Origin of the sequence: Methylophilus sp. 14 (assembly GCF_015354345.1) — a bacterium.
Lineage (GTDB): Bacteria > Pseudomonadota > Gammaproteobacteria > Burkholderiales > Methylophilaceae > Methylophilus.
Window position 1 is genome coordinate 111242 of sequence record NZ_JADKYS010000004.1, and the last position, 24882, is coordinate 136123.

Annotated in this window: 26 protein-coding genes; 16 read left to right on the forward strand and 10 right to left on the reverse strand. The window is 51.7% G+C overall.

Annotated elements, in window-relative coordinates:
* Nucleotides 1-45: 45 nt before the first annotated feature.
* From INP78_RS11365 to hemA, 7 genes are all read right to left on the reverse strand, one after another.
* The gene (locus INP78_RS11365; protein ID WP_194742312.1) at nt 46-843 is read right to left on the reverse strand and encodes a TIGR01458 family HAD-type hydrolase; all 798 of its coding nucleotides are present in this window, start codon (nt 841-843) and stop codon (nt 46-48) included.
* 65 nt (nt 844-908) lie between these two features.
* A complete protein-coding gene (locus INP78_RS11370; RefSeq protein WP_194742313.1) occupies nt 909-2042 on the reverse strand; it encodes a sterol desaturase family protein in 1134 nt (377 codons plus the stop codon).
* Nucleotides 2043-2083: 41 nt separating this feature from the next.
* On the reverse strand, nt 2084-2947 hold the full coding sequence (gene prmC / locus INP78_RS11375; protein WP_194742387.1) for a peptide chain release factor N(5)-glutamine methyltransferase: 864 nt from the start codon (nt 2945-2947) through the stop codon (nt 2084-2086).
* On the reverse strand, nt 2947-3801 hold the full coding sequence (locus INP78_RS11380; protein WP_228522843.1) for a DNA alkylation repair protein: 855 nt from the start codon (nt 3799-3801) through the stop codon (nt 2947-2949). Before INP78_RS11380 ends, prmC begins: the two co-directional genes overlap by 1 nt.
* A 23-nt stretch (nt 3802-3824) precedes the next feature.
* Entirely contained in the window at nt 3825-4484 is a 660-nt protein-coding gene (locus INP78_RS11385; RefSeq protein ID WP_194742314.1) for a hypothetical protein, read from the reverse strand.
* Between the two features lie 14 nt (nt 4485-4498).
* A complete protein-coding gene (gene prfA / locus INP78_RS11390; RefSeq protein WP_194742315.1) occupies nt 4499-5581 on the reverse strand; it encodes a peptide chain release factor 1 in 1083 nt (360 codons plus the stop codon).
* A 47-nt stretch (nt 5582-5628) separates the two neighbouring features.
* Nucleotides 5629-6888, reverse strand: coding sequence for a glutamyl-tRNA reductase (gene hemA, locus INP78_RS11395; protein WP_194742316.1), 1260 nt, complete (start codon nt 6886-6888; stop codon nt 5629-5631).
* A 226-nt stretch (nt 6889-7114) separates the two neighbouring features.
* Between hemA and rpe the strand changes: the two genes are divergently transcribed.
* The 8 genes from rpe (at nt 7115) to hemB (ending at nt 14291) form a co-directional block, all read left to right on the forward strand.
* The gene (gene rpe / locus INP78_RS11400) at nt 7115-7822 is read left to right on the forward strand and encodes a ribulose-phosphate 3-epimerase (protein WP_194742317.1); all 708 of its coding nucleotides are present in this window, start codon (nt 7115-7117) and stop codon (nt 7820-7822) included.
* Nucleotides 7823-7971: 149 nt separating this feature from the next.
* Nucleotides 7972-8685 carry a phosphoglycolate phosphatase gene (locus INP78_RS11405; protein WP_194742318.1) on the forward strand — a complete coding sequence of 238 codons (714 nt, stop codon included), beginning with the start codon at nt 7972-7974 and terminating at the stop codon, nt 8683-8685.
* 157 nt (nt 8686-8842) lie between these two features.
* On the forward strand, nt 8843-10351 hold the full coding sequence (gene trpE, locus INP78_RS11410; RefSeq protein WP_194742319.1) for an anthranilate synthase component I: 1509 nt from the start codon (nt 8843-8845) through the stop codon (nt 10349-10351).
* A 1-nt stretch (nt 10352) separates the two neighbouring features.
* Nucleotides 10353-10919 carry an aminodeoxychorismate/anthranilate synthase component II gene (locus tag INP78_RS11415; RefSeq protein WP_194742320.1) on the forward strand — a complete coding sequence of 189 codons (567 nt, stop codon included), beginning with the start codon at nt 10353-10355 and terminating at the stop codon, nt 10917-10919.
* Nucleotides 10919-11944 carry an anthranilate phosphoribosyltransferase gene (gene trpD, locus INP78_RS11420; RefSeq protein WP_194742321.1) on the forward strand — a complete coding sequence of 342 codons (1026 nt, stop codon included), beginning with the start codon at nt 10919-10921 and terminating at the stop codon, nt 11942-11944. The genes INP78_RS11415 and trpD overlap by 1 nt, the downstream gene beginning before the upstream one ends.
* The gene (locus INP78_RS11425) at nt 11941-12444 is read left to right on the forward strand and encodes a DUF3465 domain-containing protein (protein ID WP_194742322.1); all 504 of its coding nucleotides are present in this window, start codon (nt 11941-11943) and stop codon (nt 12442-12444) included. Before trpD ends, INP78_RS11425 begins: the two co-directional genes overlap by 4 nt.
* Before the next feature lie 50 nt (nt 12445-12494).
* Nucleotides 12495-13283: an indole-3-glycerol phosphate synthase TrpC gene (trpC, locus tag INP78_RS11430; protein WP_194742323.1), complete on the forward strand. Its 789-nt coding sequence runs from the start codon at nt 12495-12497 to the stop codon at nt 13281-13283.
* 12 nt (nt 13284-13295) lie between these two features.
* Entirely contained in the window at nt 13296-14291 is a 996-nt protein-coding gene (gene hemB / locus INP78_RS11435; RefSeq protein WP_194742324.1) for a porphobilinogen synthase, read from the forward strand.
* An 874-nt stretch (nt 14292-15165) separates the two neighbouring features.
* Here hemB and INP78_RS11440 read toward each other — a convergent pair.
* The gene (locus INP78_RS11440) at nt 15166-16176 is read right to left on the reverse strand and encodes a CDP-6-deoxy-delta-3,4-glucoseen reductase (protein WP_194742325.1); all 1011 of its coding nucleotides are present in this window, start codon (nt 16174-16176) and stop codon (nt 15166-15168) included.
* A gap of 20 nt (nt 16177-16196) precedes the next feature.
* Nucleotides 16197-16649 (reverse strand): FxsA family protein, encoded by a 453-nt coding sequence (locus INP78_RS11445; protein WP_194742326.1) that lies wholly within the window; start codon nt 16647-16649, stop codon nt 16197-16199.
* 29 nt (nt 16650-16678) lie between these two features.
* Between INP78_RS11445 and cutA the strand changes: the two genes are divergently transcribed.
* From cutA to INP78_RS11485, 8 genes are all read left to right on the forward strand, one after another.
* On the forward strand, nt 16679-17014 hold the full coding sequence (cutA, locus tag INP78_RS11450; RefSeq protein WP_194742327.1) for a divalent-cation tolerance protein CutA: 336 nt from the start codon (nt 16679-16681) through the stop codon (nt 17012-17014).
* Between the two features lie 34 nt (nt 17015-17048).
* Nucleotides 17049-18845: a protein-disulfide reductase DsbD gene (gene dsbD / locus INP78_RS11455; protein WP_194742389.1), complete on the forward strand. Its 1797-nt coding sequence runs from the start codon at nt 17049-17051 to the stop codon at nt 18843-18845.
* The gene (locus INP78_RS11460) at nt 18838-19371 is read left to right on the forward strand and encodes a TlpA disulfide reductase family protein (RefSeq protein WP_194742328.1); all 534 of its coding nucleotides are present in this window, start codon (nt 18838-18840) and stop codon (nt 19369-19371) included. The genes dsbD and INP78_RS11460 overlap by 8 nt, the downstream gene beginning before the upstream one ends.
* Nucleotides 19372-19565: 194 nt before the next feature.
* Nucleotides 19566-20003: a type II 3-dehydroquinate dehydratase gene (gene aroQ / locus INP78_RS11465; protein ID WP_194742329.1), complete on the forward strand. Its 438-nt coding sequence runs from the start codon at nt 19566-19568 to the stop codon at nt 20001-20003.
* A gap of 31 nt (nt 20004-20034) precedes the next feature.
* Entirely contained in the window at nt 20035-20496 is a 462-nt protein-coding gene (gene accB / locus INP78_RS11470) for an acetyl-CoA carboxylase biotin carboxyl carrier protein (protein ID WP_194742330.1), read from the forward strand.
* A 124-nt stretch (nt 20497-20620) separates the two neighbouring features.
* On the forward strand, nt 20621-21970 hold the full coding sequence (accC, locus tag INP78_RS11475; RefSeq protein ID WP_194742331.1) for an acetyl-CoA carboxylase biotin carboxylase subunit: 1350 nt from the start codon (nt 20621-20623) through the stop codon (nt 21968-21970).
* 2 nt (nt 21971-21972) lie between these two features.
* Nucleotides 21973-22875, forward strand: a complete 903-nt coding sequence (gene prmA, locus INP78_RS11480) for a 50S ribosomal protein L11 methyltransferase (protein ID WP_194742390.1) — start codon at nt 21973-21975, stop codon at nt 22873-22875.
* A complete protein-coding gene (locus INP78_RS11485) occupies nt 22866-23720 on the forward strand; it encodes a DUF3426 domain-containing protein (RefSeq protein ID WP_194742332.1) in 855 nt (284 codons plus the stop codon). Before prmA ends, INP78_RS11485 begins: the two co-directional genes overlap by 10 nt.
* 11 nt (nt 23721-23731) lie before the next feature.
* Here INP78_RS11485 and INP78_RS11490 read toward each other — a convergent pair whose 3' ends face one another.
* A complete protein-coding gene (locus INP78_RS11490; protein ID WP_194742333.1) occupies nt 23732-24637 on the reverse strand; it encodes a hydrogen peroxide-inducible genes activator in 906 nt (301 codons plus the stop codon).
* Nucleotides 24638-24882: the final 245 nt, after the last annotated feature.

Below are 24882 nucleotides of genomic sequence, written 5' to 3' on the forward strand. Positions count from 1 at the left end.
ATACTATGCAGCATGCCAAACGGCGAGATGGGGCGCGGCTTGCTTTTAGGAGGGCGTTGCTGACAAACATCCCAATAATGCGGGCAGATCAGACACCGACGGAATCGTGGCATCAGGTTCCACCGCTGACAGCCGGGTATAGGTTTCGCGGTATTTGCCAGTTTTCACCAGCACGCCATGCAAACCTGCATCTTGTGCGCCGCCGACATCGGCATCAATATCATCGCCCACCATCACCACTTCATGTGGCTTGAGGCGCAAAGCATCAATCGCCATCTTGAAAAAGTGTTGCGAAGGTTTGCCCATCAGCATGGCTTTGGTATTGCTAGCATATTCCAGGCCGGTGACAAACGCGCCTATGTCCATTTGCAACCCGGTTTCAGTTTGCCAAAAACGGTTTTTGTGGATGGCAATCAATTGCGCCCCATTCACCAGGCAATGAAACACCTCATTGAGCAACTCGTAAGACCAGCGGTCGCCAATATCGCCAATCACCACATAATTGGCCGCTGTTTCTGACTGGTCAAAACAGGCAAAGTCTTTTTTCACGTCATCGGCCAGCAACAGCTTGCACACCGGGTTGGGCTGCTTTTTGAGATATTGAATGGTCGCTTGTGGTGCACTCATGATTTCTTCCGGCACTACATTGAAGCCCAGGCCGCTAATTTTTTGCTGCAAAGCCGTGAGCGATAAGGTACTGGTATTGGTGACAAAGCGCACGGCGATGCCCGCCTGGCGGATCCTGGCAACCGCCTCAATGGCGCCGTTGATTGGCTGCTGCCCGATATAGAGCACGCCGTCCAGGTCAAACAGCACCGCTTTGATCGCATTAAAATTAAGCATGGTTGGCCTTTCGCTACACACAGATAGACTGCGAGCAGCAAAAATCGTGCGCAATATGTAAGGTGCTATTTTTTAAATGGATACATCAACTGCTTCCAGTAGCCATTGGGCACGGGATGGCCACCGATGCCATAGCCGCTGGGCCATTGGTTTTTAGGCATGTAATAGGTGCCAAACAGTTTGTCGAACAGCGGGAAGTGAATCGAAAAATTAACGTCTATCGCTTCTTTTTCAATGCCGTGATGCCAATGATGGAAGCGCGGTGTGACGATCAACGGTTTCAGCCATTCCACATTAAAGCGAACATTGGCATGCACAAAGGTGGCGTTGAGGTAGACCAGCAAAATATAGAGATGCAAAGCACCTTCAGCAAAACCGAGCACATACATCGGTACTACCGTCATGCTGCGCAAACCGATAATTTCTACAATATGCATGCGTGATCCCGCCAGCCAGTCCATCTTTTTGGCAGAGTGATGCACGGCGTGGAAACCCCACAAAAAAGGGATTTGGTGAAAAGCGCGGTGAAACCAGTATTGCACAAAGTCGGTTAAAAACATGATTTCAATCACTTGCAGCCACAGTGGCTGGCTGGCGATGGCTTGGCGCATACTGGCCCAATCGCCGGTGTAGTGCAAAATGGTCATCGAAGGTGCCAGTGTGAACAAGGTCAGTGTTTGCACAAACACGCTGCTGATTAAAAAGTAAAACAAATCTTCGCGCCACTCGTCCCGGAACAAGGGTTGCTGGGTCAGGCGGCCAAACAGTTTCTCCAGCGGAATAAACAAAAAGCCAGTGAGCAATATATTGAGCACAAACCAGTCCAGGCTAAGGGCGATATCGCTGTTGCGCGCGGCCTGTGCATCTATGGTTTCGGCAATGGTGATGGTGAGTAGCACCAGCAAAATGGCCGTAAACCCTAACACACGATTGCGACGTAACACCAGGTTGCTGCAAGCGAGCAAAAAGCTGGCTAATAACAAAGCTTGAACCATGAGTGTGAACTGCGGCAAGGCGTAGAGTGGTGACAGCATCTGGGTTGAAAACACCCCTTGCAAGCGCTCGCCTAACAGCAAGCATAGACTGGCGATACCAAGTATCAGCGCCGCCACGCCACTTAACCAGCCTGAGCCAAAGTACCTGGTTTCTTCTGGCGCCTCCAAGTCGTTGCGGATCGCCAGGCGTAGTTTTTTAATCATGTATTGCCCCCTTGGATAATTTTTTAAGTTAATTTTATTGATTATTGTTGTTCTGTCACAGCTGTCAGCCATTGCCCTAGGGTGACTCGCGGATTGCCACCCAAATCGTGCAGGGTTTGAATCTGTTGCAGGCCTGCCGTATGCAGCAGTTGTTTCACCGCGTCGGCTTGATTGTAACCATGCTCCAGCATCAGCCAGCCACCTGCATTCAAGTAAGCTGGCGCTTGGGCAACAATCTGCCGGATATCCTGCAGGCCATCTGCACCAGAGGCCAGTGCACTCATGGGCTCAAAACGCAAATCGCCTTGTTGCAAATGCGGGTCACTGCTTTCGATATAAGGCGGGTTGCTGACGATGAGGTCAAACTTGCTTGCTGGTAATGCAGAAAACCAGTGGCTGGCAATGCATTGCACATTGTTGAGCTGCAACGTTGCTGCATTTTCCGCTGCGACGGCGAGAGCGCCTGCTGAAGCGTCTAACGCGACTACTTCACAGGCTGGTGCATGCTTGGCAATCGCCAGTGCAATGGCGCCGGTACCGGTGCCCAGGTCCAGCACGCGCATGGTGCCGTTGATTTTTTCTAAAGCGGCTTCGACCAGCGTTTCGGTATCCGGGCGTGGAATCAGTGTGTCTGGTGTGACTTTGAGCGCGAGGCCGAAAAACTCGCGTGAACCTAAAATATGCGCAACGGGTTCGCCTTGCAAACGGCGTTGCAAGAGTGATTCGACCGTATTAAGAGGGATGGCCGCCAAGCTATCAGTTGCGTGTGCAATCAACCAGGCACGGTTCACATTCAGCACATGCATCAATAATATTTGCGCTTCCATGCTCGCCTCATCCGGCGGGACAAATTGCGCCAACTGTTGCCGCGCCGTTTGTAGCCATTGTTGTACCGAGTGCGACATCATCCCCTGCCCCCGGCCGCTTTGCGCAAGGCAATTGCCGTGGCATGGCCTTGTTTGGCCGGATGGCGTACGGCATGGCGGATCAGCCACTTCAGGTCTTTGTCGGCATTGGTGAGCCAGCGCTCACATATCTCAAACGCCACTGCCGGATGGTCTTTGGCAATATCGCCCAAGTGGTTTGCTACGCTGCGACGCACATACAAACTAGGGTCGTTTTTCAGTGCTTCTAATATGGGCAACACTGGCGTCGGGTCGGCAATCAGTTGCGGAATGCGTGCACCCCACGGCAAGCGGGAGCGACACCCCTCAGAACACAAACGCCGCACATGCGGGTCTGGGTCATTTAGCCACAGCGTGAGTTGCTTCAGCGTGCGCTCAAAATCGTGTATCAAAAACGGGCGGATCGAAAACTCAGCCGTAAAGCGGCGCGTCAATTCATACTGTGCACGCATTGCCGCTTCAAATGGATCCTCGCCGCCATTATGTTGGGCATCACGGCCGTAATCGGCTACAAAACGCGTATGTGGCAAATAGAAAAACACACTTAAGCCTAAGCGCTCGGTATGCACATTGGGTGGCGTCAGCGTGTCGAGCAGAATCTCTGTGGCGTCTGAAAACTTGGCTGGCAGCGTCGCTTTCAAGGCTGCGGCAATATGCGCCGACCTATCCATAAAGCCTAATGGTGCAATGTTGGTAAGCGCTAACTGTTTAAAGGCTTGCGTATCAAAAGCGCTGTGCACCAGGCTAATGTTATGTGCCAGGCAATCAATGGCTTCGCTATCCAGCAAAAACTTGATCGGGTTATCTTTCTGGATGCTGCGTGGCGCGGTGGGGATCTTAAATTGTGGCAGCATGACGATATAAGGATGATGCGGAATTAGTCTCGACCGAACTGATTACCTGTTTTAACTGTTCTGTTCACTTCAGTCTGTATTAAATTACTAAGAAATGCGGCAAGAAGCTCATTTAATCGTTGAAATTTCAACTCTAAAAAATCAATATCTTCATGTGTAAAGCGATAACTATTACCGTGTACATAAAATTCATCTTGCGAGTTGCGAGTTTTTTCCCAAAACGAAAAAGTTTGAGCACTTTTATGTTTACTAGAGAAGAAGGACGGAATTAAAAAACATCCTTTTGAAGTATTATCTCCTGTATGGAATTCTGCAGCTATGCCATGAGCAATTTTATTACGATAGCTGGAAGCTTTTGCATAATGCTTCATTAATTCATTGAATTGACCTAATTGGAAGTTGCGATGCCTATCGTGATAAATTTCTGCTGCTTTCTCCAGCGCCTCGCGTCTGCCATTTGTAGTTGATATAACTCCATATGCTCTTTGAGCCGCAGAGCTATTTGACTCAACAAGGTGGGCGAACACCATGCTTAGATTGGTTTCTGTTATCTCCCATGTGCTACATACTCGGCCAACACTGAGAAAAATTAACTCGCGATTTGGGCTGCCATGGTCTTTGAATTTGAAGATTGGATTAGGCCAGAATTCATCAATTAGTGGAATGTTAGGCGTGTCCATCATTGTCGCTCTCAAGGCTAGTTATCTTCACCCAGGCTCGCCAGCAAATCCGCTTGATACTCAGTCGCCAGCGCATTAATCAACTCGTCCATATCGCCTTCGGTGATGGCTTCAATCTTATAGAGCGTCAGGTTGATGCGATGGTCGGTAATGCGGCCTTGTGGGTAGTTGTAGGTGCGGATGCGTTCTGAGCGGTCACCGGAGCCAATCAGGTTGCGGCGCTCGGAGGCGATTTTGCTTTGTTGTTCGTCGACTTGTTTGGCCTTGATGCGCGCGGCCAGCACTTGCATGGCTTGCGCTTTGTTGGCGTGCTGGCTGCGGCCATCCTGGCATTCGACCACGATGCCGGTTGGCGCATGGGTAATACGCACGGCGGAGTCGGTTTTGTTGATGTGCTGACCACCAGCGCCAGAGGCGCGGAAGGTGTCAATCCGGATATCGGCCGGGTTGATTTCAACGTCACCCACTTCTTCTACCTCTGGCAAAATCGCGACCGTACAGGCTGAGGTGTGGATACGGCCCTGGGTTTCAGTATCTGGCACGCGTTGTACGCGGTGACCGCCAGATTCGAATTTGAGTTTTGAGTAAGCGCCATAACCAATGATTTTGGCAATGACTTCTTTATAGCCACCTACTTCGCCTTCGTTGGCAGAAACGACTTCCACTTTCCAGCCCTGGCGGTCGGCAAAGCGGGAGTACATGCGGAACAAGTCGCCAGCGAACAGGCCGGATTCGTCACCGCCGGTACCGGCGCGGATTTCCAGGAAGATGTTTTTATCGTCGTTAGGGTCTTTGGGCAACAACAGTTTCTGCAGTGTCAGCGCGACTTCTTCCAGGCGTTTTTTGCCAGTGTCGATTTCTTCCTGGGCAAACTCTTTCATCTCAGGGTCGGCCAGCATGGCATGCGCTTCTTTAATGTCAGACTCGGTTTGCGCATAGATGTGGTACTGCTCAACAATGGGGGTAATTTCCGTATGTTCCTGCATGATCTTACGGTAGTTATCCATGTTGTCAGTCACGCCTTCGCTACTGAGCAGGCGGTTGAGTTCTTCGAGGCGCTCGCTGAGGTTAGCGAGCTTTTGTAACATACTTGGTTTCATGTGGTTACCTAATCTTCAAAGCGTGCGCGGATGCCAAGCCTGAAAAGTTATTCTTTGATTTGAAAAAGTTGTTTCACGAGGTGCTCCATATGCGCATGTGCATCGCCGTGAGAGTTGTTGAGCGCATGGCTGGGACCATGCAAAAATTTATTGGTGAGTGCATTGCTCAGGGCTTCGAGGACTTTTTCCGGCGACTCGCCTTTTTGCAGTAATTTGAGTGCTTTTTCCAGCTCGGCTTTGCGCACAGCATCTACCTGGTCGCGCAGCGCTTTAATCGTCGGCACCGCTTCGCGCTGTTTGAGCCACTGCATAAAGTGCTCTACGCGCGAGTTAACGATGAGCTCGGCATTCACCGCCGCTTCCTGGCGGTTGCCCAGGCCTTCGGTCACCACTTGCGCCAGATCGTCGACCGAGTATAAAAACACATCGTCCAGCGCCGACACTTCGGGCTCAATGTCACGCGGCACGGCGAGGTCGACCATAAACATCGGCCGGTGTTTACGTGCTTTAATCGCGCGCTCTACCATGCCCAGGCCGACAATTGGCAATTGGCTGGCGGTGCTGGTGATGACGATATCAAATTCTTGAAAGCGCTCGGGCAGGTCGTTGAGCAAAATAGCTTGTACGTTTAAGCCCTGGCCGCGGATTTTTTCTGCCAGTTGTTCGCCGCGCTCCAGTGTGCGGTTGGCGACGGTGATTTTTTTTGGTTTTTGCGCGGCAAAGTGGTCGGCGCACAGCTCTATCATTTCACCAGCGCCAATAAACAGCACGCTTTGTGCGCTCAGGTCACCAAAAATACGCTGCGCCAGCTTAACTGCTGCTGCGGCCATCGAAATGGAACTGCCGCCAATGTCAGTATTGGTACGTACTTCTTTGGCTACTTCAAACGTGCGTTGGAACAATTTGTGCAGCATGGTGCCCAATGTGCCCGAGTCTTGCGCAATTTTGACCGACTGTTTGAACTGCCCCAAGATTTGCGCCTCGCCTAACACCATGCTGTCCAGGCCGCTGGCGACGCGGAACGCATGCTTGACTGCCTCGTGGCTGCTTAAGGTGTAGGTGTAAGGCAGGAGTTTGTCGGCTTCGAGGCGGTGATAGGCCGCCAGCCAGTCAATCACCACTTCGGGGCGGATAGACTGCACATAAATTTCGGTGCGGTTGCAGGTCGATAAAATCGCCACTTCTGCCACGTTGTGACGTGCCAGATCCGCCAGCGCATGCGGCAAGGTGTCGTTGTTAAACGCAACGTTCTCGCGGATGGCAATGGGGGCGGTGGTGTGGTTGACACCAATGGTATACAGTTGCATGGCGCTATTTTACCTGCGGGACAGGGTCAAAAGATAAACAAATCGGCGCTTGCAAACAGTTCATGAGCGTTTGGATGGAAATCCATGTCTAAAGTGCCGACATTTTCTTATATTCACGCGACACAAGCAAGAATCCTGTCAATTTGACACAAATTGGCGGTAAAATATTGGTTTTGCTAAATTTTTATTAGATTAATTCACGGAACTCAAGATACGGAACACCAGCATGGACAAAACTTTTCGCATTGCCCCAAGTATTCTTTCTGCCAACTTTGCCAAATTAGGCCAAGAAATCGAAAACGTCATTAAATCCGGCACCGACATCGTTCACTTTGACGTGATGGATAACCATTACGTGCCTAACCTGACCATTGGTCCATTGGTGTGTGATGCCATTCGTGATTTGTCTCACAATGCTGGCGCGCTGATTGACGTGCATCTGATGGTGAAACCAGTGGATCGTATCATTCCTGACTTTGCCAAAGCCGGTGCTGACATCATCACTTTCCACCCGGAAGCGTCTGACCATATCGACCGCAGCCTGGCTTTGATCCGTGACAGCGGTTGTAAGTCTGGCCTGGTATTCAACCCAGCCACACCATTGCACTACCTGGACTACGTGATGGACAAAGTCGACATGATTTTGCTGATGTCTGTGAACCCGGGCTTTGGTGGCCAGAAGTTTATTCCAGCGACATTGGACAAGCTGAAACAAGCACGTGCCCGTATTGATGCTTACTACGAACAAACTGGCCGTCAAATCTGGCTGGAAGTAGATGGCGGCGTGAATGCGAATAACATTGCAGAAATCGCGAAAGCTGGTGCTGATACGTTTGTGGCAGGTAGCGCGATTTTTGGTGCGCCTAAAGATACCGATCCTAACCGTTATGACACGGTTGTAGCGGCCATGCGTGCGTCTTTAGCCACTGTTTAAAAACAACATAATCCGTCACGATGCTTCGTTGCTGCTTAAAAAATCAGGACTTACCTACTACTTGTAGGCTGCGTCCTGCTTTTTTGCGCGCGACCAAGCTTCCAAATCGTGGCCTCGTTTAGGCTATGTTGTTTTTTGAGGTTTAAGTGATGCGGTTTCAAGTCAAAGTCGTGATGTTCGATCTGGACGGCACCCTGCTTGATACCGCGCCGCAAATTGCCGAAGCCGCCAACCGTATGCTGGCGGCTTTAGGCAAACCAATGTTGCCGCAAGCGCAAATCACTACTTATATTGGCGAAGGGGTGCAAAACCTGATCAAACGTTGTTTGGTTGGTAGTATGCATGGCGAACCTGATGCACAGGAATTTGCCCGTGCGCAACCGCTGTATCATGGTTTTTATGAGGCGAATGCGACCGACAGCCAGGCCTTTGCTGGCGTGTTGCCTGCGTTGCAACAATTGAAAAAACAAGGCTATCGTTTAGCCTGTGTCACCAACAAGCCAGAAAAATTCACCTTGCCTTTATTGCAGCATGCCGGATTGGCGGATTTTTTTGAAATCGTCGTCTCCGGCGACACCTTGCCTAAAAAGAAACCAGACCCGTTGCCGCTGTTGCATATTTGCCAAAAGCTAGGCACTTTGCCAGCCGAGGCACTGCTGGTAGGCGACTCTGAAACCGATATTCAGGCGGCACATGCTGCGGGGTGCTTTGTGGTGACTGTGCCTTATGGGTATAATCAAGGGCGTGCCATTGATGTGGCAACCGTGGATGCCACGGTGCAGCAACTCACCGAGGTGGTGAACTTGCTGGAGTTACCTGCTCTCTTAAGCGGGGATAACAAGAAATTTGTTCAGATATCATGATGTTTTGTGCTCATCATTCTTCCAGTTGGCCAGTATTAAGCTGGCGTCGTTCGTGGCGGGGCTAGTCCTACTCCCCGGCGCTGGTGCACGCCATTTGCACTGATCTGTCGTGAGGCTTGCCCACGACACATTCGACGATCAACCTGGAAAAAGCATCATGTTAAGCACCTTAAGCAAGACCGAATTTGACGCGCTGGCGGCGCAAGGCTACAACCGTATTCCGCTAGTGATGGAAACCTTTGCCGATTTAGATACGCCGCTGTCGTTGTATTTAAAACTGGCTAACCAACCCTACTCTTACCTGCTGGAAAGCGTACAAGGCGGCGAACGCTTTGGCCGTTATTCCATTATTGGCTTGCCAGCGACGACCCGCATTGTGGTGCGTGATGAGGCACTGCAAGTGATTCAAGGCGATCAGGTTTTAGAGTCGCACAATGACCAAAATCCGCTCGATTTTATCAAAGCCTACCAGGCGCGTTTTAAAACGCCACCCTACGATGGCTTGCCGCGATTCACCGGCGGTTTGGCGGGCTATTTCGGCTACGAGACCATTCAATATATTGAAAAGCGCCTGGGCAAAAACAAAAAACCGGACGCGATTGGCACACCAGACATCCTGCTGATGGTGTCGGAAGAAATTGCGGTGGTCGATAACTTGTCTGCCAAATTGTATTTTATTGTCTACGCCGACCCGACACAGCCAAACGCCTATGAAACGGCTTGTGCCCGCATGCACGCCTTGCTGGCAAAATTGCGCACACAAGTAGACATTCCTGCCGCGCTGCCGACCAGTAAAACGCAGGCATTGTCAGAGTTTGGCGAAGAAAACTTCAAAACGGCAGTGAAAAAAGCGCAGCAATATATTCTTGAAGGCGACATCATGCAGGTGGTGCTAAGCCAACGCATGACGCAAGACTTTGAAGCGTCGCCACTCAGTCTGTACCGCGCTTTGCGTAGTCTCAACCCATCACCCTATATGTTCTATTACGATATGGATGACCACCACGTGGTTGGCGCGTCGCCAGAAATTCTGGTGCGCCTCGAAGATACTACGGTCACCTCGCGCCCTATTGCGGGCACGCGTCCGCGCGGCAAAAACCGCGATCATGATTTAGCACTTGAAGCTGAGTTGCTGGCTGACCCGAAAGAGCGTGCTGAGCACGTACAATTGATGGATTTGGGCCGTAACGATGTCGGTCGTGTGGCGCTCACCGGCACTGTCAAGGTTACTGACAATATGACCATAGAGCGTTACTCGCACGTGATGCATATCGTCAGCAATGTAGAAGGCCAGCTCAAGCCCGGACTCGATGCGATTGATGTGCTTAAAGCCACCTTTACTGCAGGTACGGTGTCTGGTGCACCAAAAGTGCGGGCCATGGAAATCATTGAAGAGTTGGAACCGTCCAAGCGAGGTATCTACGCTGGTGCGGTGGGCTATTTAGGCTTTAACGGTGACATGGACGTGGCGATTGCGATTCGTACCGCTGTGATTAAAGACAAAAAACTCTATGTGCAAGCCGGGGCAGGGATTGTCGCCGACTCTGTGCCGCAAAGCGAATGGGACGAAACCCAGAATAAAGCCAAAGCCGTGATCCGCGCCGCTGAGCTGGTGCAAGCAGGCCTGGACAGCGAAGCCCAATCAAATACAGGAAAAGGAGCCTGATATGTTGTTGATGATTGATAACTACGACTCTTTTACCTACAACCTCGTGCAGTATTTTGGCGAGCTGGGGCAAGACGTCCATGTGCACAGAAATGATGAAATCACACTGGAACAAATTAAGGCAATGCAGCCGGAAAAAATCGTGATTTCTCCTGGGCCTTGTACGCCCAATGAAGCAGGCATTTCCGTACCGCTGATTCACGCGTTCGCTGGCAAGATTCCTTTGCTGGGCGTGTGTTTGGGTCACCAGAGCATAGGCCAGGCATTTGGTGGCAACATCATCAAGGCCAAAACGCTGATGCACGGTAAAACGTCATTGATACACCACACCAATACCGGCGTGTTCAGAAATCTGCCTAACCCTTATACCGCCACGCGTTACCACTCACTGGTGATCGAGCGCGAAACCATCCCGGATTGTCTGGAGATCACCGCCTGGACCGAAGATGGCGAGATTATGGGCGTTAAGCATAAAACATTGGCCGTCGAAGGCGTGCAGTTTCACCCGGAGTCGATTCTGACCGAGTATGGGCATGAGCTGCTGGACAACTTCCTGAAAGGCTATTGATGGCCATCATGCCCAAAATTGCGCTGCAAAGGCTGATTGATCACACCGATTTTACGCATGAAGAAATGCTGGAAATCATGCAGCAGATCATGAGCGGCGAGTTTACCCAGATCCAGATTGCGGGCTTTTTGTCCGCCTTGCGTGTTAAAGGTGAAACCGTCACTGAAATTGCCGCCGCTGCGCAGGTGATGCGTGAGCTCTCTAGCAAAGTGGTCATTGATGATACGCGTCATTTGATTGATACCTGTGGCACGGGCGGTGCGCCTAACAAGGTATTTAATGTCTCAACCGCGTCAGCCTTTGTTGCCGCAGGGGCAGGCGCAAAAATCGCCAAACATGGTGGCCGTGCAGCGTCTTCAAAAAGCGGCTCTGCCGATGTGCTCGAAGCCCTGGGTGTGAATATCGTATTGACGCCGGAGCAAGTGGTGCGTTGCGTGAACGAAGCGGGCATTGGCTTTATGTTTGCGCCTAACCACCATGCGGCTATGAAGTATGCTGCGCCTGTGCGCCGCGAGCTGGGTGTGCGTACCATGTTCAACCTATTAGGCCCGATGACCAACCCGGCGGGTGCCAAGCGCCAGGTGATGGGCGTGTTTCATCGCGACCTGGTGCCATTGCTGGCGCAAACCTTGCAGCAGCTGGGCAGCGAGCATGTGATGGTGGTGCATAGTGCCGATGAAATGGATGAAATCTCTTTCTCTGCCGACACCTATGTGGCGGAGCTTAAAAGCGGTCAAGTCAGTGAATACACCTTGAACCCGGCCCAGTTTGGCATGCCATTGCATGACATCAACAGTATCCGGGTTGAAAGCGCGCAGCATTCCAGTGAGATTATTCTGGGTTTGCTGTCGGGTGAAAAAGGCCCGGCCCGCGATATCGTCTTGCTCAACGCCGGTGCGGCCATTTATGTGTCTGGCCTGGCCAGTGATTTGCCATCGGGCATTGCGCAAGCGGCGCAGTCCATTGATTCAGGCGCGGCCTTGAATAAACTGCAACAACTCAAGGCCTTGAGCCAGGCGGCATGAAACGCTATGCATTGATGGCACTGTTCGGTTTGCTGGCGGCGTGCCAGCAGGCGTCGCAACAGAGTGTCAGCGGTGATGGTGCAAGCAATCGGCCACAGTCAACGGTTGAAGTTAAATCACAGGTTCAGACGCTGAGTCTTCAATCACTTTCTTCTGGGCTGTCATCGGAAGATAATGCAGCAGTCAAGCAGGCGTTTGCGCAAAAGCAAAGCCATGTCTGGCTAGAAGGTCACGGCGTAGTTAAAAAGCTGTTGCCTGACGATAATAAAGGTGCCCGGCACCAGCGTTTTTTAGTGAGTGTTTCGGCTGAGCAAACCTTGTTATTTGCGCATAATATTGACCTGGCACCACGGGTGGAAAATCTGCGTGTGGGCGATGAGGTGACATTTAAAGGGGAATATATTTACAACCCCAAAGGTGGCATCATGCATTGGACGCACCACGATCCGCAAGGGCGCCAGAGCGGCTGGATTAAACATCAAGAGCATACTTACCAGTAAGCGCGCATGCGCGCAGCCAGTAAGTGAAACGATAAACATGCGAGTACATTATGTCTGATATTTTAAATAAAATTTTAGCCACCAAGCGCGAAGAAATCGCCAAGGCACAAGCGCTCAAATCGCTGGATGCCATGCGTGAAGAAGCGCTGGACCAGCCAGATTGTCGTGACTTTATTGGCAATATTGTCGACAAAGTGGATGCCGATAAACCGGCGGTGATTGCTGAAATTAAAAAAGCCAGCCCGTCCAAAGGCATCATTCGTGCGGATTTTAACCCGGCCGAGATCGCCAAAAGCTATGAAAAAGGCGGTGCAGCCTGTTTGTCCGTACTGACCGATGAACAGTATTTCCAAGGCTCTGCCGCGTATTTAAAGAAAGCCCGTGCCGCTTGTAAACTGCCGGTGCTGCGCAAAGATTTCATGATCGATCCTTATCAGGTCTATGAAGCGCGCGCCATGGGCGCTGACTGCATTTTGCTGATTGTCGCCGCGCTGGAACTGGCGCAAATGCGCGAGTTGGAACTCACTGCCCACAATCTGGGCATGGCGGTGCTGGTAGAAGTGCATGACGCCGACGAACTGGAACTGGCCCTGCAGTTGGAAACACCTTTATTGGGCATTAATAACCGCAACCTTCGTACCTTCGATGTCACTTTGCAAACCACACTCGATCTGCTCGAAAAAACACCTGAAGACCGCTTTGTGGTCACTGAGTCAGGCATTTTCACGCCCGAAGATGTCGCCTTGATGCGCAGCCACAACGTTAACGGCTTTTTGGTCGGTGAAGCTTTTATGCGCCAGGATGATCCAGGCGCTGAACTGGCCAGAGTATTTGGCTAAAAAGGACTGACCATGAGTAATCAATTTCTCGCGATTCGCCCGCGTCGTATGCGTAAAGATGACTTTTCGCGCCGTTTGATGCGCGAAAATGTGCTGACCACTAACGACCTGATTTACCCGGTATTTGTACTGGAAGGCGAAGGGCAGATCGAGTCCGTCAGCTCCATGCCTGGCGTGCAACGTCAAAGCATTGATGTATTACTGAAAACCGCCGAAGAGTGCGTCAAACTGGGTATTCCGGCGCTGGCCTTATTCCCGGTTGTACCACAGCAATATAAAAGCCTGGATGCCAAAGAAGCCTACAACCCGGATGGCCTAGTGCCGCGCACGGTGCGTGCCCTCAAAAAAGCCTTCCCTGAGCTGGGCGTGATTACTGATGTTGCGCTAGATCCATACACCACGCACGGCCAGGATGGCCTCATTGACGATAGCGGCTATGTGCTTAATGATGAAACCGTTGAGGTGTTGGTTAAACAGGCTCTCTGCCACGCCGAAGCCGGTGCTGACATAGTCGCCCCGTCTGACATGATGGATGGCCGTATTGGCGCCATCCGCGATGCGCTGGAAGAGCAAGGCTATATTTACACACGCATACTCGCCTACTCCGCCAAATATGCTTCTGCGTTTTATGGCCCGTTCCGTGATGCGGTGGGTTCTGCAGGCAATTTGGGTAAGAGCAACAAATACAATTACCAAATGGACCCTGCCAACTCCGACGAAGCGTTGAAAGAAGTCGCGCTGGATCTGGAAGAAGGCGCCGATATGGTCATGGTGAAACCAGGCATGCCGTATCTGGACATCGTTCGTCGCGTTAAAGACGAGTTTGGCGTACCGACGTATGCTTATCATGTGAGCGGTGAATACGCCATGCTCAAGGCCGCTGCGCAGAATGGCTGGCTGGATGAGAGGGCTTGCGTGTTAGAGGCGATGCTTGGGTTTAAACGCGCAGGGGCGGATGGCGTGTTGACGTATTATGCGATGGATATTGCTAGGTGGTTGAAGGGCTAGTTTTAATTCGACTCTTTCTTGCCAGTTTTTCTGTGTCATTCCTGCGTCGGTCGGAATCCAGGCGTGGTGAGATAGAAATAAAAGGTTATTCTTTAGATTGGTCGTCTTACTCGTAGGGTGGGCATGCATGCCCACACGGTTGTGGTTGTTTGTGCTGTTTCTTTTCGCTTTTATAGCGAGTTACTTTTCTTTGCTTGCACAAAGAATAAGTAACCAAAAGAAATGCACCCTAGCTTCCGCTTTTATCCTGCGTTGCTCACCAAAACAAGCGGTCACGAAACTCGACCTGGCAGCTCACAAGATACGTGAGCTGCTGCGGGACTCGAACAGTCGCTCCCTTCATCCTTGTTTTGGCTGCGCTACTCGGCGCGGCAGATAGGGGCCCATAAAACCACACGCTTTTAATGCGGTGAGATTCTTTGCATTGCTTCCCGTGCGATCACCCTGAAAAAAGAAAATGGTTTTTAGTTACAGCTTTGAAGTGAAAAGCTTTCTAGCGCCCTGAATTTAATATCCCCCAACGAACGTAGCATCGTGGTGGGGGTTAACGGGCCCCTATCTGACGCGCCGAGTAGCGCAATCAGCGTGGGAGTATTCGGCCATTGGCTGTTTGAGTTCCGCAACAAGCCACGAAGTGTGTGGCTTTTCAGGGCGAGTTTCAATGGACGCCCACGCTGATGAGCAACGCAGGGAACAAGCGGAAGCTAGGGTGTCTTGTTCTTTGCCTTCTTTCTTATGGACAAGCATAAGAAAGAACGGTCGCCCAAAGACGAAAGAAATACTTTCATTAATCATCCGCCAAACATTCAAGATTGAAGACAGTCTTCGCAAGCAAAAATTACCTACACAGCCAAGAATGTGCTGAGCTAATCATTCACTTAGGCGCAAACGTAAACGCATCACTATAAAACTCTTCCTCCGGCAAACCTTGGGCCACAAACGTCTGTTTGGCAACGTCCACCATGCCCGGAGCGCCGCAGACATACACTTCAAATCCACTCAAGTCGGCATGATCTTCCAGCACGGCCTGATGCACCAGTCCGCGACGTCCATCCCAATCATCGCTATCATTGCCATCTGAAATCACCGGGATATATTGAATATTCGGCATAAACTGCGCCCAGCGCTGGCAGAGGTCGTCCATATACAAATCACCTGCCTGGCGCGCGCCACGGTAGAGGTACACCGGCCGGGTAATTTGATTGAAAATCATGTGTTCTATCATGCCTTTCACCGGGGCAAAACCCGTGCCACCGGCGACCATGATGATGGGTTTTTCATTTTGTTCACGTAGGAAAAAACTGCCTAAAGGCGCTTCGATACGCAGAATGGTTTTTACCGGCATTTCGTTAAAGACTTGCTCGGTGAAGTGACCGCCAGCAATCTTGCGGATGTGCAGTTCAATAAAGCCTTTTTCGTGCGGTGCATTGGCGATGGAGAAGGCGCGGCGGCGACCGTCTTTGAGCAGAAATTCGATATATTGCCCGGCCATAAAGGTGAGTTGCTCGGTGCCTGGTAATTGCAAATGCAGCACCATCACGTCATCGCCCAGTTGTTCTTTGTTTTGAACGCGTACAGGCAAAATGCGCGGCTTGATGCCCTGCACCATGTCGATCTGGCGGCATTCGATCACCAGGTCTTCCAGTGGTCTGGCGCAGCAAAATAGCGCCATGCCTGCGGCAAGTTCGGCGTCCGTTAAGGCGCTGCCCTGGTAGTCGTCATGCATGACCTTGCCGGTGAGTACTTTGCCCTTGCAGGCACCGCAGGCGCCGTTGCGGCAGCCATAAGGCAGGTTGATGCCGGCTTCGATGGCGGCTTCCAGCACGGTTTGGCTAGGGCGCACGTCAAAAGTGTGGCCGCTGTTTTCAATCAAGACATGGTTCATGATGTACGGTTTTCTATCGCTTAGTCTTTGCGTGGCAAATGCACCACATTGTCTGCTGGCCTGGGGTCTATGACCTCGGTAAACTCGCCTTCAATGACCTCATCGTTGGCGCTGGCATGGTAGTGCGCCTGCGTATGGCCAGCTTGACCCCGGCCAGCCTTGCCAGTGGGGATCAGCAGTAATAGCACAGCAAGCGCATCGCTGATCACCCCGGGGATAAGTAACAACACCCCGGCAAACATATTTCTGGCAGTTGAAAACATCGCCGAAACGGGATTGCCACTCGCGCCCATTTGCTGGAACATGCGCGCAGCAATCAGGTCTTTTTCGCTGCGGATAAGTTTCAGGCCCAGGTAGCCAATCGTGACCAAATAGACCAGCACCCACCAGCCATAGCGCTGACTGAGTTCGATCAGGACGGCTATCTCCAGAAACGGAAAAGCCAGTAGAATAGCAAAAATGAGAAAACGCATGTCAGAATCCTGTCTGTGAGTCAGCGCCCATGACGCCAAAAGAGGAAATTATAATCGTGTTTACGCATGTGCCGAACAGGACATGTGCCGAGCATATCGCGCAGACGCTGGTTACAGAGAAGTTGGCGGCATGTGTCAATATTTCAAGCCCCGTCACGTCTATCTACCACTGGCAGGGGCAAGTTGAGCGCGCTGAAGAGATAGGCCTGACCATCAAAACCACTCGTAAGGGATACGCTGCTTGCGAGACTAAGCTACGGATGCTGCATCCTTATGAACTTCCAGAGATTGTTGGCATCCATGTGAACGAGGGCTTGCCGGAATATCTGGCATGGGTGGCAACAGAAACAATGGGGCGGGAGTAAGTCGTTGATCAAGATTTGGTTAAGAAACTGGGCGATGCTGGCGGTATTACTGCTTGCGATGTCTCCTGTGCATGCGGCGTCACAGTTCTCAAAACTGTTTACTGAGGATAGTAGCGAGGACTTTTTGCCTGTGGATCAGGCCTTTAAGGTCGAGGCCGGGATGGTGGACGCCAGCCATGCACAGCTCAAGTTTGTGGTAGCGCCCGGGCATTATTTGTATCGCGAACGCATACAACTGGTATTGCCCGCTGGCGACACTGCAACCATTGCGCTGCCTGCTGGCGAAACCAAAAATGATCCTAACTTTGGTGAGCAGCAGGTGTTTCACCATGACACCCTGGCTGAGGTCACGTTTACTGGCACGGCGCCTGCTACCGTGCAGGTGCGCTATCAGGGCTGTAGTGAAAAGGGCTTGTGTTATCCGCCGCAAACCAAATCGTTGCCATTGGCCGCCGACTCTCCCATCGCTAATCAGCCGCTAGCAGCGCAGACGACGACTGATACCGGCGATGAGTTCTCAGGCAAGTTATTGTCTTCTGGCCGCTGGTGGCAGATTGTTGCTGGCTTTTTCGGGGCCGGTTTGTTGCTGGCATTGACCCCTTGTGTGTTCCCCATGATTCCTATTTTGTCAGGCATTATTGTTGGCAAAAATGCGCATGTGTCGCGTGGCAAGGCCTTTACCTTGTCATTGGCTTACACCTTGGGCATGTGTCTGACCTATACGCTGGCAGGTGTTGCGGCTGGTTTGTCCGGGCAGTTATTGAGTAGCGCCTTGCAAACCCCAGCCGCCCTGATTGCTGGTGCGCTGATTTTTGTGGTGCTGTCTTTTTCAATGTTTGGTTTTTATGAGTTGAAATTGCCTAGCGCGGTTGAGAATTACTTTTTTAACTGGAGCAACCGCTTTAAAGGCGGTCATTTGCTCAGTGACTTTCTCATGGGCGCTATTTCCGCGCTGATTATCAGCCCTTGTGTGGCCGCACCGTTAGCGGGTGCGCTGCTGTATATCAGCCAGACCCATGATGTCGCGCTGGGTGCGATGGCGTTGTTCTCACTGTCCTTGGGGATGGGTGTGCCATTATTATTGATTGGAGCCTCTGCGGGCACATTGCTGCCTAAAGCCGGTGAGTGGATGAATACAGTGCGGCGTCTGTTTGGTGTGCTGATGCTGGGCGTGGCGATTTGGGTGATCAGCCCGATTCTACCGGTGGCAGTACAATTGGTGCTATGGGCAGCGCTTTGCATTGTGCCTGCGATTTATTGGCGGGCAATCGATCCGCTACCGGCGATAGCGACCACCGCGCAGCGAGTGGGCAAAGGGTTTGCGGTCATTTTGCTGCTATACGGGATTGCTTTGCTCGCAGGTGCCTGGTCAGGGGCGCGCTCGCCGCTGCAGCCATTACAAAACCTGATGGCAAGTTCGTCCGCCAAGGTGCAGCCATTGGCATTCGAGCGCGTGCAGAGTGTGCAAGCCCTTGAGCAACGCCTAAAGGCCGCTAATGGCCAGCCAGTGATGCTGGATTTTTATGCCGACTGGTGTGTTTCCTGCAAGGAATACGAGCAGTTTGTATTTAGTGACCCCGCCGTCCGGGCTGAGTTGCAAGGCGTCTTGCTGTTGCAGGCTGATGTGACTGACAATCGTGCTGAAGATGCTGCGTTATTAAAACAATTTGCTTTGTTCGGGCCGCCAGGCATGGTCTTTTTCAATGCGCAGGGCAAGGCCATGCAGCCGGTTATCAAGGGTTACCAGGACGCTGAGCGTTTTGCGCGCACCGTCCGCGCACTTAAATTAAAGCCAGAATTAAAGCCCATGGAGGCATCACCACATGCGTAATGTTGCCCGTGTGGTCATGACGGTTTTATTGATGGTGGTGCTGGGCAGCGGCTTTCGCTGGCTGTATCTCAACCGCGATCAATGGATGGCAAGCGACTCGGCTTTGCCGAGTGCGGCGCAGATTGCCCCCTTATGGGCCGCCACGCTGTTTGATCACAGCGGCAAAGCCTACCCTTTAGCGCAATATCAGGGCAAGCCAGTGATATTGAACTTTTGGGCCACCTGGTGTGAGCCTTGCCGCGAAGAAATGCCGGAAATTTCTGCCCTCGCCAAGGCGCACCCTGAGATTGTTGTCCTGGGGTTGGCGATTGATGAAGCGGCGGCGGTGCACGAGTTTACTGAAAGCTCCCCGGTCAGCTACCCACTACTGATTGCCGAAAATGAAGGCATGCCTTTGGCAGAAACTTTGGGCAATCATAAGGGAGTATTACCTTATACGGTGATCATCTCCGCGCAAGGCGAGGTGACGCAGATTTTCTTTGGCCGTGTCAATCGCGAGATGCTGCAAAAAGCCCTCAATTTGTAGTGTGTTGGCGGCTTTTTTGGTGCCCGTACAATCTGTCAATCCCCGCTTGTTCGCGACATAACCACTTCAATTGTCTACTCAATTAGCGACTTTCAATTTTCTTTAAACTGCGAATTCCGCTGGACAAAATGCAATAACTTCGGCAAACTTCGACGCCATGAAGGTTGTATTTTTCTCCCTGAGAGGCATGTGAAATGGGCACCAAATCTATCCTGGTGATTCACGGACCCAATTTAAATATGCTGGGCACCCGTGAGCCGCAGCATTATGGCAGCCAAACGCTTGCAGACATTAATCAACGTTTGCAAGACTTGGCGCGCGCCGATCAGGTGCGCCTGGATACTTTTCAAAGTAATTCCGAAGCTGAGATTATCGAGAAAATACACGCACTTTCCGTGAACCACGTTGATTATGTCATCATTAATCCAGCCGCGTTCACACATACTTCCGTTGCCATTCGTGATGCTTTATCTGCGGTCAAGGTGCCGTTTATCGAAGTCCATTTATCGAACGTGCATGCGCGGGAGTCATTCCGGCACCACTCTTATTTCAGTGATATTGCGACCGCCGTCATCTGCGGCTTGGGCGCAGAGGGCTACTACGCCGCATATCGCTACATCCAACAACTCTAATAACATTTAAAACATTTACATCGAGGCTTTTATGGATTTACGTAAACTCAAAAAATTGATTGATCTGGTCGAGGAATCGGGGATTTCCGAGCTGGAACTGACCGAAGGCGAAGAAAAAGTACGTATCAGCCGTGCCATGGCACCAGGCGTCGCGCCTGTCACCCAGTATGTGGCTGCTCCAGCGCCTGTGGCAGCAGCACCGGCGCCTGCTGTAGCAGCGGCCGCAGCACCTGCGGCTGCCCCAGCGGAAGCACTGGATGGCAAAGTGGTTAAATCACCAATGGTGGGTACCTTCTACCGCGCGTCTTCACCGGATGCCAAAGCCTTTGTCGACGTTGGCAGCAGTGTCAGCACCGGGGACACCTTGTGCATTATCGAGGCAATGAAACTACTCAATGAAATTGAGAGCGAATTTGCCGGTACGATTAAAAAGATTTTTGTTGAAAACGGTCAGCCTGTCGAATACGGCGAACCTCTGTTCCTGATTGGTTAATCGCTATGTTTGAAAAAATTCTGATTGCCAACCGCGGCGACCAGCTGCCGGTGGGCAGCGCAGCAACGAAGTTAAATTGCGTCGTGGCTGAAAGCCACGCGGCTATTGAGACGCGGAGTGAATAATGTTTGAGAAGATACTGATTGCCAACCGCGGCGAGATCGCTTTGCGTGTGCAACGCGCCTGTCGTGAGTTGGGGATTAAAACGGTGGCGGTGCACTCTGAAGCCGACCGTGATGCCAAATATGTCAAACTGGCTGATGAGTCTGTGTGTATTGGCCCAGCACCGTCAGCAAAAAGTTATTTGAATATTCCGGCAGTAATCAGTGCCGCAGAAGTGACCGACGCCCAAGCGATACACCCTGGCTATGGTTTTTTGTCTGAGAACGCTGATTTTGCCGAACGTGTAGAGCAAAGTGGTTTTGTCTTTATCGGCCCGCGCGCCGAAACCATCCGCTTGATGGGCGACAAGGTTTCAGCCAAAGATGCCATGAAAAAAGCCGGTGTGCCTTGTGTGCCAGGTTCTGATGGCGCCTTGAACGATGACCCGGCCGAAATCATGAAAACGGCCAAGCGCATTGGTTACCCGGTCATTATTAAAGCCGCAGGTGGCGGCGGTGGCCGTGGTATGCGTGTGGTGCATACTGAAGCCGCGTTGCTCAATGCGGTGAATATGACCAAGGCCGAAGCGCAAAGCGCGTTTGGCAACCCCATGGTTTACATGGAAAAGTTCCTGGAAAATCCGCGCCATATCGAGATCCAGATTCTGGCTGACCAGCATGGCAATGCGGTTTACCTGGGTGACCGTGACTGCTCCATGCAGCGCCGTCATCAAAAAATCATTGAAGAAGCGCCTTCTCCATTGCTGCCTGAGCGCTTGCGCGACAAGATAGGCGAACGTTGTGCCGAGGCTTGCCGCAAGATTAAATACCGTGGTGCAGGCACGTTTGAGTTTTTGTACGAAAACGGCGAGTTCTATTTTATTGAAATGAACACACGCTTGCAGGTAGAACATACCGTGACCGAGATGATCACCGGTATCGATCTGGTGCAACAGCAAATCTTTATTGCCGCGGGCGAAAAATTGCCGTTCCGTCAGCGCGATATCGTGTTGAATGGCCACGCCATTGAGTGCCGTATTAACGCCGAAGATCCTTACACTTTCGTGCCGTCACCTGGTTTTATCAACCGTTTTCATATGCCTGGCGGCCCTGGCGTGCGCATGGATACGCATGTGTATGGCGGCTACACCGTGCCACCGCATTATGACTCCATGATTGGTAAATTGATCACACACGGCGCGACGCGCGAACAGGCAATTGCCAGAATGCGTGTGGCGTTGTCCGAGATGTATGTCGAAGGCATTAAAACCAATACTGCGCTGCATTCCGACCTGATGGCCGATTTGGCCTTCCAGCAAGGTGGTACCAGCATTCACTACCTGGAGCAGAAGCTGGGCATCAGCTCGAAATAATGTTGCATTGGCTGTTACTTAAAATTCAATCGACCGAACCTCAGGCCGAGGCGCTCAGTGACGTGCTCATGGAGCATGGCGCCTTGTCAGTGAGCATTGAAGATGCGCACGCTGATACCTTGTCAGAACAAGCGATTTTTGGTGAGCCTGGCGATCCACCACCGGGAATCTGGCAGCAAAATATTGTCACTGCCATGCTGGATGCTGAGACGGATGTGCAGGCCTTGCTGGCTAGTGTGCAATCCGAGTTGCAACTGGATGGCTTGAAATACCAGTTGGAGCAGATCGAGGAGCAGGACTGGGTGCGTGCGACACAAGCCCAGTTTGACCCCATACGGGTTACAGATCAGCTATGGATTGTGCCTTCCTGGCATGAAGCGCCGAACGCTGACGCGATTAATATTGTGCTGGATCCTGGCCTCGCATTTGGTACCGGCAGTCATCCGACCACTCATTTGTGCCTGAGCTGGTTAGCGCAATTGCCCAAACCGTTATTGGCTAAGGCACATGTGCTGGATTATGGCTGTGGCTCAGGGATTTTGGCCATTGCGGCAAAAAAGCTGGGCGCACAAAGTGCCACTGGCGTGGATATTGATACCCAGGCCGTGATTGCCAGCCGCGATAATGCGGCTAACAATCAGGTCGATGCCATTTTCTACGATTCTGCAGATTACCTGCACGAGCCGTTTGATATTGTGGTGGCTAATATTCTTTCCAGCGCGCTCATGGTGCTGGCGCCGGTGATTGCCGCATCTTGCAAAAGTGGCGGCAAAGTTGCATTATCGGGCATATTAGATAGCCAGCAGGACATCTTGCTGGCACATTACTCAGAGTGGTTTGAAATGGATGCCCCCATCCAGCAAGATGGATGGGTCTTGCTGACGGGAACCAGAAAATGTCCTTGATTACGGCCTGCCCGGCCTGCCAAACACAATTCGAAGTCACAGACGAGCAACTGCAGGCCTATGCAGGCAAGGTGCGCTGTGGCGAATGTGACCATGTGTTTGATGCCCGCTCACATTTGCTGGATGCGCCTGTTTCAGCCTTAACAGAGGCAAATACTACAGAAGCCACCAGCGATGCAGCGGTTTATTTCAAGGTAAGCGCCGAGGTAGCCAATGCCGACGTGCCCGCGGCGGTGCCTGATTTACTGTTGCCTGATGCGGTTTCCCTAGACTTGAGTGCTGACACGGACAGTGATACTGAGCCGCTTATTCCCGCATTCTTGCGCGACGTTTCTCTGGCCGATGAGCGCCCTGCTGTGATTGAAACGCCAGCCGGCCAGCGCCTGTTTATTGGGCTGTCAGGCCTGCTGGTGTTATTAGTCGTATGGCAATGGATATACTTCACACGCACCAGCCTGGCGGCCAATTATCCCCCTACCAAGCCGCTGTTGCAGGCCATGTGCCAGTCATTGCACTGTGAGGTGAGTCTGCCACGCGACCTTGCGCAGTTAACCATAGACGATGCCGATATTCAGGAACATAAAGAGCGTCAGGGCGTGTTGATTTTCTCCAGCGTGCTGATGAATCATGGTGCTGTGGCACAGGCTTATCCCAAAGTCGAGTTAACCTTGACCAATATGGCAGATGAGCCCGTTTTACGTAAAACGCTTAAGCCCGAAGACTATCTGCCCGCCTCGGTCAATCTTGACCAAGGCCTGGCACCGCAGCAAGAGCAGGCGGTTAAAGCCTTGCTCGGTGTGGATGAAAAACTGGTGACCGGGTTCCGTGTTGCCATTGCTTACTAACTAGCCAGGCATCATAGGCGCGCAATTTGCGCCTGCCCTGCGCCCACCTCTGTCATCACTTTTCCTAGCGTCTCAATCGCAGCCGTACGCACAAAACTTTTACGCCAGGCCAGGGCAATGCGGCGGCTAGGCGCGGGTTTGCTAAATGGAATCACACGTATCAGCGGATTTTGGTAACGGGCCGCCGTCGCCATGGCCGGCAATACCGTGATGCCCAAGTTGGATGCCACCATGTTGCGTATGGTTTCCAGCGAGTTACCTTGCAGTACCTCACCTTTGCGGTTTAACTCCGGGCATGCCTGGGTCACCTGATTGCTAAAGCAATGCCCGGTATTCAGCAGCAACACTTTCTCGCCACCTAATTCATCTGCACCCACTGTTTTGCGCGTTGCCCACGGGTGACTCGCAGGGACCACCACATTAAAGTCTTCGTCGTAAAGCGGGAGGATTTCTATGCCTGGCACATTGAATGGCAAAGCAATCACGGCCGCATCAATCACACCATTTTTCAACTGCTGTTCCAGGGTCGCCGTAATGTTTTCTTCGACCTCCAGTGGCATATGCGGGGCTGTCTTGATGAGTGGCGGAATAATTTCTGGCAGCAAATAAGGGCCGACGGAGTGAATCATGCCCAGTTTAAACAGGCCATTGAGCGGATCATTGCCATGCTTGGCCATGTCTTTAATTTTGGCGGCTTGTTCCAGCACAATATTGGCTTGCGCAATAATCTGCTCGCCAATGTCGGTTGGCGTGACCTCGTTGCGGTTGCGCTCAAATAACGAGACGCCTAATTCTTCTTCCAGCTTTTTAATGCCTAAACTCAAGGCTGGCTGCGTCACAAAACACTTTTCGGCTGCGCGGCGAAAATTACGTTCTTGTGCCACGGCTAATACAAACTTTAACTCTATCAGGGTCATGACAGTGCTTTCATCGAGAATATGTTGAATAGTGTAATTCTATTAATTTTATTAATCAATAATATCAAAACATACAATTATGCAAATTAGATTGCACTGCCTAGAATGCAAGTCATGTACTCACATTTCACAACCCACATTTCATACCTAGGGAGAACGCATGTTGGCATGGCTTTATAGCAAACAGCAGGAATTACAGGAAACATTGGCAGCTTATGCGGCCAGTTTTTAAGCAGGTGAAGGCA